This is a genomic window from Ruegeria sp. CDSA241 (genome assembly GCF_059611265.1).
Genome location: NZ_JBXWPF010000005.1, coordinates 131,988 through 143,761 on the forward strand (window position 1 = coordinate 131,988; position 11,774 = coordinate 143,761).

The following is an 11,774-nucleotide window of genomic DNA, read 5'->3' on the forward strand; positions in this document are numbered from 1 at the left end:
AGTTCCGAGGAGTGTCCAATGGCCGACAAGAAAGCACGCAGAGGTCGCAGCGGAGGACGGGCCGGTGCCGCCGAGAGACGGGGCGCAGCGGTTATTGATCAGATGCCGTGGAGCCCTCCGATCAACACCGACAAACCAACCGAACCGTTGGACGAGATTGGCGTCGCGGCGATCCACGAGGGCGCAATGCGGATTCTCGAAGAGATCGGGATCGAGTTCTACAACGAAGAGGCAATCGGAATCCTGCGTGAGGCCGGATGTACGATCAACGGTGACAACGTTCGAATGGGCCGGGACTTTGTCATGGAAATGGTGCGTAAAGCCCCATCCACCTTTACCATCACACCGCGTAATCCCGACCGCGCAATCGAGATCGGGGGCAAGAACCTGCTGTTCGGAAATGTGTCGTCCCCGCCGAACTACTGGGATATGGAGATTGGCACCAAGGTACCGGGAAATCGCGAGATGTGCCGGAACCTGTTGAAGTTGACGCAGTATTTCAACTGTATCCATTTTGCCGGCGGATACCCGGTCGAGCCAGTGGATATACATGCCAGCGTCCGGCATCTGGATGTTCTCTACGACAAGCTGACTCTGACCGATAAGGCGATGCATGCCTATTCGCTGGGCAAGGAACGCGTCGAAGACGTCATGGAAATGGTGCGGATCGCAGGGGGTCTGAGCCATGAAGAATTCGAAGCCAAGCCGAGGATGTATACCAACATCAACTCGACCTCGCCGTTGAAGCACGATCAGCCCATGATCGACGGTTGCCTGAGGTTGGCGCGGCGCGGGCAGGCGATTGTTGTGACGCCGTTCACCTTGGCCGGGGCGATGGCCCCCGTCACAATGGCCGGTGCAGTAGCGCAATCCCTGGCTGAGGCGCTGTGCGCGATTGCATTGTTCCAATATGTGCGACCAGGGATTCCTTGTGTCATCGGTACGTTCACCTCGAATGTGGATATGAAATCTGGTGCTCCGGCTTTTGGAACGCCGGAATACATGCGGGCGACACAGATGACCGGCCAGATGGCCCGATTTTATGACCTGCCCCTGCGGTCTTCGGGTGTCTGCGCGGCAAACGTTCCGGATGGCCAATCTGTGTGGGAGACCTCGAACTCATTATGGGCGGCGGTGCAATCGGGCACCAACATGGTCTATCACGCTGCAGGTTGGCTTGAGGGTGGCCTGATCGCAAGCCCTGAAAAGTTCATTATGGATTGCGAGATATTGCAGCAAATTCAGCGGTATATGCAGCCGGAATTGACGGCAACCGGCCCTGATGAGATTGCTCTGGATGCGATCCGGTCAGTCGGCAATGACGGGCATTTCTTTGGCATTCAGCACACTCAGGACCGCTATACCACCGCGTTTTATCAGCCGTTTCTGAGTGACTGGAAGAACTATGAGGGTTGGGAAGTCGCAGGAGGCGTCTGGACCGCTGAGCGCGCGCATCACATGTTCAAGGAAATCATCACCAGCTTTGAAGCTCCGGCAATGGATGAGGGCATCCGGGAAGAGCTTGCCGACTTTGTTGCACGACGCAAAACCGAAGGCGGAGCGCCGACAGATTTCTAGCGTAATCTCAGTCACTTCCACTTCGATACTTGCGTGAATTCTATGTGGTGACGCCCGCGTGTTGGGTGTTTGTTAACAAATTTCAGAGCACACTGCGTGAGAAACCAATTTGAGGTCTCTTATGCATGGTCTGATCAACCGGGCGATTCAATCCTTTGTTGCGGTGACCTACGGGCAGCCGTGCTGGATGCGCGTGATGGATTCAGCCGAACTGGGCTTTGCCGAGTTCGAGGCCATGCTTGTTTACGACGATGATATTACCGAGCAGGTATTGGATAAGGTATGCACGGTCCTGAAACGTTCACGAAGTGACGTTCTTGAAGACCTGGGAACGTACCTTGTGTCTCATCCCAACATGGAAGACCTGCGCCGTCTGTTGCGATTTGGCGGTGTCAGCTATCTGGAATTTCTCCATTCGCTTGATGATCTGTCAGACCGGGTCAGATTGGCCGTATCGGATCTAAATCTTCCGGCACTTGAATTGCACGAGCTTTCACCGACGGAATACAGATTGTCCTGCCATCCAGGCCTGCCTGGCTTTTCAAGCGTCATGGTTGGTGTATTGCGCGCGATGGCTGATGATTACGGGGCTCTGGCTATGCTATCGCATGAGGGCCAGCAGGGTGAGATCGAGTTTATCTCAATCGTTCTGGTAGAAAGCGCTTTTTCAGAAGGTCGGCATTTTGATTTAGGGGCGCGAAAAGCATGATGAACACGAATAATCTGGCAGAGCTTTTACAAACCCTGTGCCCAATGTTTTTGCTGGTGAACGAGGATGGGAAAGTGACCCGCGTCGGATCAACCTTGCAAAAGCTGCGCCCTGAAAAGCCGATGGAAGGTCAGAGCTTTCTGGATATCTTTGAGCTGCTTCGCCCTAGGGCGGTTACCACAGTTTCAGGCTTGATGTCCCAGGCCGGCACCAAGTTACAGCTCAGGTTCCATGACGCCCCGCGCACAGCATTGAAGGGCCTTATCGCTCCGCTGCCCGAAGGTAAGGGGGCGGTCATCAATCTGTCTTTCGGAATATCGATTTTGGATGCGGTCCGGGACTATGCCCTGACCAGTGCGGATTTCTCGGGCACTGATCTGGCGATCGAATTATTGTATCTGGTCGAGGCGAAATCGGCAGCAATGGAGGCGTCCAGATCTCTGAACCTGCGCCTTCAAGGGGCGATGCTTGCCGCCGAGGAAAAGGCATTTACAGATACACTGACGGGGCTGAAAAATCGCCGGGCGATGGATGTTCTATTGGATCACATGATCTCGTCCAAATCTCCATTCGCGCTGATGCATCTGGATCTTGATTTTTTCAAATCGGTCAATGACCAATTCGGGCATGCCGCGGGCGACTATGTGTTGCAACAAGCGGCGCGGATCATGGGTGAGGAAACCCGCGGAGACGATACAGTGGCGCGTGTCGGCGGGGACGAATTTGTAATTATATACAAAGGATTGACGGACGAGGGTGTTCTCTCTGCAATCGCCAGCAGGCTGATCGAACGTCTGCGGGAAACTATGATGTTCGACAACGTGTCGTGCCAGGTTTCAGCCAGTATAGGAACGGCGCTTTCGACCCAGTTTCCATCGCTTAAACCGGCTGAGATTTTGCATGCGGCAGACCTTGCCCTGTATGCGGCCAAGCGAAATGGCCGGTCTCGCCACTGTCTATATTCGCAGCTTGTGGATCACTCACACAGATAGGTTTCCCCCTAAAGGAACCGGCAAAGTGTATGTGGTCAGACGACTCTATTTCGATGAAGAAAAAGCTTTGAGAACGGACGCTATGTGTTGCTGCACCAGTGGCAGTTCACCCACAACCGGTAAAACCTGTCCCTTGAACTTGGCCTTGCTTAATTCTTGCGGCACATCCTCAAGAACATGGCCACCCGTGCAGGCAAAAAATGGCAAACACAGGGTTTGGGCGCCGGTTCCTGCGGCGGCCACAGAAATCGAAGGGGCCTCTTCGACAAACCCAAGGCGCAGGGATCCAAGTGGTATCAGTTGCAACAAAGCGTCGCCGAATGCCGTTGCAACGGCGGAAGGGTTTCTGCTGCGGCCCGATCCATGCGCAGCGATCACAAGGTCCGTTTCTTGTGACCGCCAGTCTTTGTCCTGCAGCGTTCCCTCAAGGGTTTGCGCGACCAACTGGGGCAATTTCGGGTCCGCGCCCAAGGGATCCAGAATAGGGTTTCGGCGGTCACCAATACGTTTCGGCAGCACATCTGTGACAAACCACCCTTTGGCCATGAATAGGGGATAGATGACGGCGTTGCCGGGAATCTTGTCCAGTGTGCTGTCAAGTGCCCCGGGGGCTGCCAGCGTTGCAGAATGAACCGAAACACCGGCACACAGGGCATTTACATCGGCCGCATAAGCCGCCAAGGCCGCTTCGGCTGGTTCTGGGTCAGAAGGTTGGCCATGGGTAACGATAAGGGCGTGTGTCATAAATCTGTCCTGTCCGCTTTAGCGATAGGTGCGCCGCGTCGTGTAAAAGTCAATCCGCCTGCGGCACCGTCAGCCCAATAGGGTCAGCCAAAACCAGACGCTCAGGATAGATACTGCCGTCCCCAACAGAACAGAGGATGCAGCAACCCGTTTGGCGCGGCCATAGATGTTTGCAAAGATATAGGCGTTGAAACCAGGGGCCATGGCGGCTGTCATCACTCCGGACCGGAATAGATCCTGTGGCAGTCCAAGGGTGGATCCGAAAAGCCAGAAAAGGCTCGGGTGCAGCAGCAGAGAAACGCCGCAGACAAAGGCGATCGCCCTTAGGTCACCTTCGGGTCTGTATTTAACCAGAACGCCCCCAAGCGCGAATAGCGCGCCGGGAAGGGCCGCGCGGGTCACCAGGCCAAGGGCATCATCTACAACGGCTGGCACGCCGAGCCCGGACAGATTTACGATGAAACCCAGTGAGATCCCGACAATCAGAGCGTTGCGAAACATCGCGGTCAGGACCGAGCGAACCATTCGCGATCCTCCGTGGCCCCGGTTCCGGATCACCTCCATTACCGTGATGCCTAGGCCGTAACAAAACGGCGAGTGAAAGGCGATGACGGCATAATTGCCCGTAAGGCTTTCAGGGCCATAAGCCCGTTCAGTAATCGGCAATCCCAGCAGGACGGAATTGGAGAACAGGCAGCAAAAACCGATTGCGACGCAATCCTCCCATTCGCGGTTGAAGATCAGTCGCGCGCCGAACAGGCCGGCACAAAAGCAAAGCGCAGCAGCAGAGTAAAAGCTGATCAACAGCTTGGGATCAAAACTGACACTGAGGTCGAGATGTGAAATCGCAAGAAACAGAAGGCAGGGGATTGCAAAACCCTGAGTGAACTTCATCAGGCCATCAATGTGGTTTTCCTTGAAGTATCCAAAAAGAGTGGAGACGTAACCGGCTCCAATAACAAGAAAAACTGGAAGGATGACTTCAATGAGATTTTGCAGCATGTCAGCGTTCCGCAACAGTTATTCGCGCGGGAAAGGATATCTGCATGATCTCGGCCAGGGCTCTACAGAGCCTGATGTATCACCATGCCGTCATAAGCAGGGGTGATGTTGTCTGCGGTTTCTGCGTCGACTGCGGCATAGTCAAGATCGATATGCATGTTGGTCAGAACCGCGGTTTTTGGTTGCAACAGGTCGATCCAGCCAAGGGTCTTTTCCAGATGCGCATGGGTCGGGTGCGGGGACCGGCGCAGCGCGTCGATCACCAGACAGTCCAGACCCTCTAATGTGGTCCAGGCATCGTCATATATCTCTGCCACGTCCGGCAGGTAGGCCAGATTGCCCATTTTGAAACCAAGCGCGTCGATTGATCCGTGGTTCACCTTGAAGGGGTGAAACGGGATAGGGCCTCCGGGGCCAGTGATCTCGAACGGGCCGTCGATTGTCTTGAGGTTGAGGATCGGCGGGTAGGGTGAGTTTTCGGGTTGGATGAAGGCATAGCCAAATCGGCCCAAAAGATCATTCTGGGTGTCGCCATCAGCCCAGACCGGCACCCGTTCGCGCATGTTGAAGACAATCATGCGCAAGTCGTCAATGCCGTGGACGTGGTCGGCATGGGAATGGGTATAGACCACCCCGTCCAACCGCCCGGTGCCGGTGTCCAGCAGCTGGCTGCGCATATCCGGGGTTGTGTCGATTAGAACCGAGGTGGTGCCTTCGGGCCCGTCACGTTCGACCAGCATCGAGCAGCGGCGGCGGATGTTCCTGGGGTTTTCGGGGTCGCAGTCGCCCCAGTGACCGCCAAGACGTGGCACTCCACCTGACGAGCCGCAGCCCAAAATGGTGCAGCGCAGCGTGGTCATGCCGCCGCCTTGTAAGAGGCGACCTTGGTGAAAAGTCTTTCGAAATTGGCCTGCGTCTGCGCCGCGAAATCGGCATAACCCATGCCAAAGACCTCGGCGCCTTTGCGGGCGGTGTGGGCGGTATAGGCCGGTTCATTCCGTTTGCCGCGATACGGGGGGGGCGCCAGATAAGGTGCATCGGTTTCAACAAGGATGCGGTCTACTGGCGCATTTGCGAAAATATCGCGCAATTCCTGGCTTTTGGGAAAAGCGGCGATGCCCGACATGGACAGGTAAAACCCAAGATCCAGGGCGGACTGTGCCAGCTCGGCCGAAGACGAAAAACAATGCATCACACATGAATAGGGGGCATTGCCGTATTCTTCGGCCAGAATGCGGGCCATGTCTTCGTCCGCCGCGCGCGCATGAATGATCAGAGGCAGTCCGGTTCGCTGAGCGGCCTCGATATGAACGCGCAGGGATTGCTGCTGAACCTGCGCACTTTCGGCGGTATAGTGATAATCCAGCCCGGTTTCACCGATACCAACAAACTTGGGGTGCTGTGACAGTGCCACCAGCTCGTCCACAGTTGCCATCGGTTCATCGGCTGCACTCATCGGGTGCGTGCCTGCCGCGTAGAATACCGGCGCGTGAGCCTCAGCTATGGCGCGCACAGTGGGCTCGTTCCTCAGCCTGGTGCAGATCGTCACCATCCGGGTCACACCGGCTTCGGCCGCATTTGCGACGATCAGGTCCAACTGTCCTTCAAAATCGGGGAAGTCCAGATGGCAATGGCTGTCGGTGATTTGGGGGGTGTCGCTCATCTGTTCTGACCGGCGGTTTCCTGTATCTTGAACACCGTATCTAGGACCAGAGCGGCAGGGTCAAGGTTCACCGCCTGCCCGTGGCGGGCGCGGGCGGTGATCTGGGCTGCGGTTTCCGCCCAAAGGCGTGCCTGCTCCGGCGATCTGGACAAACGGGACAGGATATCACCTTCGTTTGGCGCGGCCTCTGGCGATGGCGGAGCACCAGTCGCACCGGTCACAGCAAGACGTGACAACGCAATGTCGATCAGCGTCAACAGCAACTCGAACCGTTCGGTTGCTCCGCGCTGTGCGGCAGCCTCGGCCAGAGCCAGAGCGCGTTGTCTGTCCAGCCGGGGCAGGGTGCCCAGGATCGCGATGAGCTCGGCATATATTTCGAGCCCGCTCAGATTTATCAGGCGGACGGCGTCCCCAACGGACCCGCTGGCCAGAGCGGCCAGATGGTCGGGGTTTCCAGTCAGCTCAACCCCGGTCTGGGTCAGTGCGGCGTTCATATCTTCCGCGTTCAGCGGCGAAAGGCGCAAGGTACGGCACCGGGATCGGATCGTGGGCAAAAGGCGCGACGGCTGATGCGAAATCAACAGCAGCGTCGTCCTCGCAGGCGGTTCTTCGAGCATTTTCAGCAATGCGTTGGCGGCGCTGATGTTCATCTCGTCAGCGGCATCGACGATGACGACACGGCGGCCCCCATCGGCCGAGGACAGGCCGAAGAACTTGCCAAGTTTGCGAATGTCGTCCACAACGATTTCATTCCGCAACCTGCCCTGATCGTTCACGGATCGTTTGATGGCGGCCAGGCCAGGCTCGGCACCAGCCAGAATTCGATGAACAACCGGGTGATCTGGTGGAATCTCAAGCGTTTCAGGGGGAGGTGGCGCGCCAAACAGCCCATCCTCTTCGACAGCCGGGGTCGCCAGCAGAAACCGCGCGATCCGCCAGGCCAGCGTCGCCTTGCCCACACCTCGGGGGCCGGTCAGCAGCCAGCCATGGTGCAGGCGATCAGAAGCATAAGCGCAAAGAAAGGCCTGCTCGGCCTCTGCCTGCCCAAACAGATGTGGCGTTTCGCGCGGATGAAGGGCACCGGGTGCCTGATCCGGGATCGGGATGTCGTTGTTCATCAATCGTCCGTCACAAGGCTTGCACGACGATATCTGTCACATCGCGGGCAACACTGTCCATGTCCCTGTTGCCATCGACCAGGCGAAACCGGTCGGAAAATTCATCCGCCAGTTCCAGAAAACCGGCCCGCATCTTCTGTTGTAGGTGAATGCCGAAATCCTCGAACCGTTCTTCGGTGCCCTGCCGGCCCTTGGCCCGAGAGAGGCCGGTTTCAGGATCCATGTCGATCAACACGGTCAGATCCGGTTCACGTTTGATCATCAGCTTATGCAACTGATCGACCAAACCACGCAGGTCGCCGCGTGATAGGCCCTGATACATGCGGGTGCTATCGGCGAAACGGTCGCAGATGACGATCTTGCCCGCAGCCAAAGCGGGTTCAATGGTGCGTTCCAGATGGTCGCGCCGCGCAGCAGTGAAAAGCAGGATTTCCGTCTCAGCTGACCAGCGATCGGGATCGCCTTCAAGAACCAGTCTGCGGATTTCCTCGGCCCCGTCAGAGCCGCCAGGTTCACGCGTTAGAACGACATCATGCCCGAGCCCGCGCAAATGCTCGGCCAGCATACGCGCTTGCGAGGATTTGCCTGATCCATCGATACCTTCGAAAGTCAGAAATAACCCGCCTGCCGTCACATCGCGCCCAACGGGTTACCAATGACATCTTTCGCGACAATGCCGCCAACTGTCATAATCCGCACGAAGAAACCGCCCTTTTCGACGCTTTCCGCTGCAACCAGGGGTCTACGGATCTCGGGCAGGCCATCGGGTTTGATGACAAGCTCAGCGATTTCCTGTCCTTTGGCGATGGGGGCCTCAAGCGGACCGTCATAGACTATTTCTGCCTCAACATTCTTATCCCCGAGAACAGGCAGCAGCAGTGTCAAATCCTCATGCGGGACAAGATCAACCGTTTTCGAAGTGCCCATCCAGATATCGGCTTGTCCTATCGGTTTTTCTGCTTCGGCAAGCTGCCTCTCGACAAAATTGCGAAACGACCAGTTAACGACGGCCTCAGCCTCCTCTGCGCGGCGGGCGACGCTGTCGAGCCCCGACAAAACGAAAATGACCCTGCGATCCCCCTGCTGTGCCGATCCTACAAGGCCATAGCCCGCTTCTTGCGTGTGGCCAGTCTTTAGCCCATCTGCACCAATCCCAAGTTTCAGTAAGGGATTCCGGTTACGCGAATTTGACGGCACCCGGTTGTCGAATTCGAACTCTTCCTCGGCGAACAGAGGGTAATATTCGGGAAAGTCGCTAATCAGATGGTCGGCCAGAATGGCGAGGTCATGCACAGACATCATGTGGCCTGCGGCTGGCCATCCGTTCGAATTCGCAAAGTTCGAATTATTCATGCCCAGCTGTTGCGCGCGTTGGGTCATGAACCGGGCAAACCCAGCTTCGGTTCCGTCCGGGCTGAGGGCTTCGGCGATAACAACACATGCGTCATTTCCTGACAGGACTATGATCCCGCGCAGCAGGTCTTCGACCCGGACACGGTCCTGCGTGTTCAAGAACATACTTGAGCCCTTATAGCTGGTCGCATGTTCGGAAACCGGAAGTTCCTCATTCAGTTCCAGGCGACCGTCCCGCAGCGCTTCGAATGCTACAAACAGGGTCATGAGTTTGGACATGGACGCGGGCGGCAACGGCTGGTCTGCGTCTTTGGACAAAAGAACGGTTCCTGTCGTTTGGTCCATGACATAGGCAGCACGGGCTTGCGTATCGAAAGCTTGTGCGGGCAGGGCAAACATAGCCAAACTGAGGGTCAGTACAGATGATCGAAATGAGGACAGCACGAGGGGGACCTCCTTTTGCTTAATTCTTCACGGTATAGGCGTCAGAAAAGCCCAGATCTTTGACGTCGCTTTGCATTGCGTTTCGTTCCGCCCGCGTCAAAGCAGGACCAACGATCACCCTCCAAACGGTTTTGCCATTGGCTTCGAGTTTTTGAACTTTCGCAGGCAACCCGTTTCGCCGAATTTTCTCGGCAGCACCTTCGGCATTTTCTTCAACTGTGAAAGTGCCCACCTGAATAAACGGTTTTGAAAGCGATGAAACGGAGGCAGCCTCAGTGCTGGCTGCGGTTGCTGCCGGGGTAGGGGCGGCCTCTTCGATGGCCGCTGCAGCGCCCTCAATCGGGTCCAGAGGTGTTTCGGTGATTTCGTCGGCAGACTTCTTTTGCCACCATTTACGCTTCGGTGCAGCCTCGGTTGGCGGCGTGACAGTGGGATCGGTCAGATTTGCGGTTGGTGCTGGCTCAGGCGCCGCCTCGATAATCTCTGTTGCCACCTCATCGGCCTTTTCTGCGGTTTCAGCCACGGCTGCAGCTGTCGCAGCACCAGCTGCGGCAACTGGAGCCTTCTTTTGCCACCATTTACGCTTGGCTGGTTTATCAATGTCTTCGGACACATCTGCCGTGGTCTGGCTATCGGTTTTCTTTTCCTGAGGTTCAACCGCCTCAGCAGTTGGGGTCTCTTCGGGTTCAGCGACCCCTTCGGGCTCAGGAGCTTTTTCTTCTACTTTCTCGGCAGGCTTGCGTCGCAGGGCAACAACTTCAACCCGAGTCGGTGCGCCTGCGAGGATACCCAGTTTCGCGGCGGCAGTCGAAGACAGTTGCAGCGCAGGGCCCGGCAAGTTGCGTTCGCGGCGGAAAAGTGCGCCGGTTACGGATTTGTTGTTCTTTGTATTCGTTATCCGAACACGTTCAGGCTGTGTAACGTCCGGGTGCGCGACCCAGATTCCGCCCAACGAGGGGCGCCCATCCCACAAACCGGCTTCGGTGACCTTGAAGACATCAGGAGCTTCAACATCATCACGCGCGTTCCCTGTCGTTTTGGGAAACAGCTCTAATTTGCCGTCGTCCTGCACGCTTTCGTCCGCCTGCTCGGTGGATGTTCCACCCGATGTCAGGGCCTCGTCGCACCCTGACAGAGCAGCAACTGTTATTACCAGAACCGCCAGTGCCCGCGGTTTTGCGCGTGTCGTGGTCGCTCGATCCATATTTGCAATCCCTTGCCTGTAAGGGGCCTCTTTCATCGTACCCCGCCGCCGATCGCTGGTTCTGAACTGCCAGCCTGTCACGGTCTTTCACGCAAAGCATAGCCTGCACGTTCGGCCATGGAAAGTCTGCTGCACAGGCTTCGGCAAGATTTCCCTATTTGGTCTTGCCACCGTTTAAAGATAGCCTTAGACCCGGCCCCACGCGGGGAGGTGGCAGAGTGGTCGAATGCGGCGGTCTTGAAAACCGTTGGGCGTGAGAGCGTCCCCAGGGTTCGAATCCCTGTCTCCCCGCCACTCATACTTGTCTCACTTCAGTTGTGTTTTCTGATCCGGAATTGCACCGCAATTCCCGCGAGTTGGCGCATGCGCTTTCAATCAGAGACGGAGCAAACCGTACACTCAGAACGCAATTCAGGCCTCAGTCTCAATGGCGCATTTTGGCGGGGTCGCTTTGGGAGGGATTTCCCTGATATTCGGCAATTTACGGGGAATTTTCGTGAGATGGGTCTGGAACCCAGAGTTTCTCCTCTCAGAAATGTATGTTTTTCAAAGGTCTATGCTGCAAATTCCCAAAAAGGTGGAGCAGGGAATTGTTCCGTCGGATCGCCGCAAGAACGTATCATTGATGTAGTGTGGTCAAGAGATCGCGTGCCGGACGTGAATGGCAAGCTGCCGCCCATTGGCAATACGGTTGATCCTGAAACTTCGACTTACAGTAACGCAAACGGAGCTGCGGAGTTGTTTGGTCATTGGACAGACGACGATTTTGATCCTGGCCAACATGCTCTGTACTACATGCGCGTCATCGAAATACCAACTCCACGCTGGACGACGTATGACGCCGTCCGCCACGGCTTGCCGCTCCTTGAGGATGTCGCGGTGTGGATATAAGAACGAGCATGGATTTCGCCAATTTGGTATTCACCGGAGCAGTAGCCCACGGTCTTGTCAGAAGAACATAGCTTGA

General features: G+C 56.5%; 12 protein-coding genes and 1 tRNA gene. 5 read left to right on the forward strand and 8 right to left on the reverse strand.

Annotated elements, in window-relative coordinates; all coding sequences use genetic code 11:
* The first annotated feature begins 18 nt into the window (after nt 1-18).
* The 3 genes from AC2FJV_RS06425 (at nt 19) to AC2FJV_RS06435 (ending at nt 3,279) form a co-directional block, all read left to right on the forward strand.
* The gene (locus AC2FJV_RS06425; protein WP_496690834.1) at nt 19-1,578 is read left to right on the forward strand and encodes a trimethylamine methyltransferase family protein; all 1,560 of its coding nucleotides are present in this window, start codon (nt 19-21) and stop codon (nt 1,576-1,578) included.
* A gap of 121 nt (nt 1,579-1,699) precedes the next feature.
* Nucleotides 1,700-2,287, forward strand: a complete 588-nt coding sequence (locus tag AC2FJV_RS06430; RefSeq protein ID WP_271950151.1) for a heme NO-binding domain-containing protein — start codon at nt 1,700-1,702, stop codon at nt 2,285-2,287.
* Entirely contained in the window at nt 2,284-3,279 is a 996-nt protein-coding gene (locus AC2FJV_RS06435; protein WP_496693922.1) for a diguanylate cyclase domain-containing protein, read from the forward strand. The genes AC2FJV_RS06430 and AC2FJV_RS06435 overlap by 4 nt, the downstream gene beginning before the upstream one ends.
* A gap of 45 nt (nt 3,280-3,324) precedes the next feature.
* Here the strand turns inward: AC2FJV_RS06435 and AC2FJV_RS06440 are convergent, their stop codons facing one another.
* The 8 genes from AC2FJV_RS06440 to AC2FJV_RS06475 all read right to left on the reverse strand — a co-directional run bounded on the left by AC2FJV_RS06440 (nt 3,325) and on the right by AC2FJV_RS06475 (nt 10,807).
* Entirely contained in the window at nt 3,325-4,023 is a 699-nt protein-coding gene (locus AC2FJV_RS06440) for a CbiX/SirB N-terminal domain-containing protein (RefSeq protein ID WP_496693921.1), read from the reverse strand.
* A gap of 69 nt (nt 4,024-4,092) precedes the next feature.
* A complete protein-coding gene (locus AC2FJV_RS06445; protein WP_496713085.1) occupies nt 4,093-5,025 on the reverse strand; it encodes an AEC family transporter in 933 nt (310 codons plus the stop codon).
* 62 nt (nt 5,026-5,087) lie between these two features.
* Nucleotides 5,088-5,885 carry an MBL fold metallo-hydrolase gene (locus AC2FJV_RS06450; protein ID WP_142634836.1) on the reverse strand — a complete coding sequence of 266 codons (798 nt, stop codon included), beginning with the start codon at nt 5,883-5,885 and terminating at the stop codon, nt 5,088-5,090.
* Complete coding sequence (locus AC2FJV_RS06455) at nt 5,882-6,688, reverse strand: TatD family hydrolase (protein ID WP_496713087.1); 807 nt, start codon at nt 6,686-6,688, stop codon at nt 5,882-5,884. Before AC2FJV_RS06455 ends, AC2FJV_RS06450 begins: the two co-directional genes overlap by 4 nt.
* Nucleotides 6,685-7,806, reverse strand: coding sequence for a DNA polymerase III subunit delta' (locus tag AC2FJV_RS06460; RefSeq protein ID WP_496713089.1), 1,122 nt, complete (start codon nt 7,804-7,806; stop codon nt 6,685-6,687). The genes AC2FJV_RS06455 and AC2FJV_RS06460 overlap by 4 nt, the downstream gene beginning before the upstream one ends.
* A gap of 10 nt (nt 7,807-7,816) precedes the next feature.
* Nucleotides 7,817-8,440, reverse strand: coding sequence for a dTMP kinase (tmk, locus tag AC2FJV_RS06465; RefSeq protein WP_496693918.1), 624 nt, complete (start codon nt 8,438-8,440; stop codon nt 7,817-7,819).
* The gene (locus AC2FJV_RS06470) at nt 8,437-9,558 is read right to left on the reverse strand and encodes a D-alanyl-D-alanine carboxypeptidase family protein (protein WP_281972839.1); all 1,122 of its coding nucleotides are present in this window, start codon (nt 9,556-9,558) and stop codon (nt 8,437-8,439) included. The genes tmk and AC2FJV_RS06470 overlap by 4 nt, the downstream gene beginning before the upstream one ends.
* Before the next feature lie 64 nt (nt 9,559-9,622).
* On the reverse strand, nt 9,623-10,807 hold the full coding sequence (locus tag AC2FJV_RS06475; RefSeq protein WP_496713091.1) for an SPOR domain-containing protein: 1,185 nt from the start codon (nt 10,805-10,807) through the stop codon (nt 9,623-9,625).
* 204 nt (nt 10,808-11,011) lie between these two features.
* Between AC2FJV_RS06475 and AC2FJV_RS06480 the strand changes: the two genes are divergently transcribed.
* A tRNA-Ser gene (locus tag AC2FJV_RS06480) sits at nt 11,012-11,101 on the forward strand.
* A 69-nt stretch (nt 11,102-11,170) separates the two neighbouring features.
* A complete protein-coding gene (locus tag AC2FJV_RS06485; RefSeq protein ID WP_496713093.1) occupies nt 11,171-11,698 on the forward strand; it encodes a DUF3604 domain-containing protein in 528 nt (175 codons plus the stop codon).
* Nucleotides 11,699-11,774 lie beyond the last annotated feature (76 nt).

What these genes read in the sequence shown, in the direction of transcription:
- AC2FJV_RS06470 (WP_281972839.1), bottom strand. Translation starts at nt 9,558, where the DNA reads ATGTTTGCCCTGCCCGCACAAGCTTTCGATACGCAAGCCCGTGCTGCC.
- AC2FJV_RS06435 (WP_496693922.1), top strand. Translation starts at nt 2,284, where the DNA reads ATGATGAACACGAATAATCTGGCAGAGCTTTTACAAACCCTGTGCCCA.
- AC2FJV_RS06445 (WP_496713085.1), bottom strand. Translation starts at nt 5,025, where the DNA reads ATGCTGCAAAATCTCATTGAAGTCATCCTTCCAGTTTTTCTTGTTATT.
- AC2FJV_RS06430 (WP_271950151.1), top strand. Translation starts at nt 1,700, where the DNA reads ATGCATGGTCTGATCAACCGGGCGATTCAATCCTTTGTTGCGGTGACC.
- AC2FJV_RS06475 (WP_496713091.1), bottom strand. Translation starts at nt 10,807, where the DNA reads ATGGATCGAGCGACCACGACACGCGCAAAACCGCGGGCACTGGCGGTT.
- AC2FJV_RS06460 (WP_496713089.1), bottom strand. Translation starts at nt 7,806, where the DNA reads ATGAACAACGACATCCCGATCCCGGATCAGGCACCCGGTGCCCTTCAT.
- AC2FJV_RS06485 (WP_496713093.1), top strand. Translation starts at nt 11,171, where the DNA reads ATGCGCTTTCAATCAGAGACGGAGCAAACCGTACACTCAGAACGCAAT.
- AC2FJV_RS06450 (WP_142634836.1), bottom strand. Translation starts at nt 5,885, where the DNA reads ATGACCACGCTGCGCTGCACCATTTTGGGCTGCGGCTCGTCAGGTGGA.
- AC2FJV_RS06455 (WP_496713087.1), bottom strand. Translation starts at nt 6,688, where the DNA reads ATGAGCGACACCCCCCAAATCACCGACAGCCATTGCCATCTGGACTTC.
- AC2FJV_RS06440 (WP_496693921.1), bottom strand. Translation starts at nt 4,023, where the DNA reads ATGACACACGCCCTTATCGTTACCCATGGCCAACCTTCTGACCCAGAA.
- AC2FJV_RS06425 (WP_496690834.1), top strand. Translation starts at nt 19, where the DNA reads ATGGCCGACAAGAAAGCACGCAGAGGTCGCAGCGGAGGACGGGCCGGT.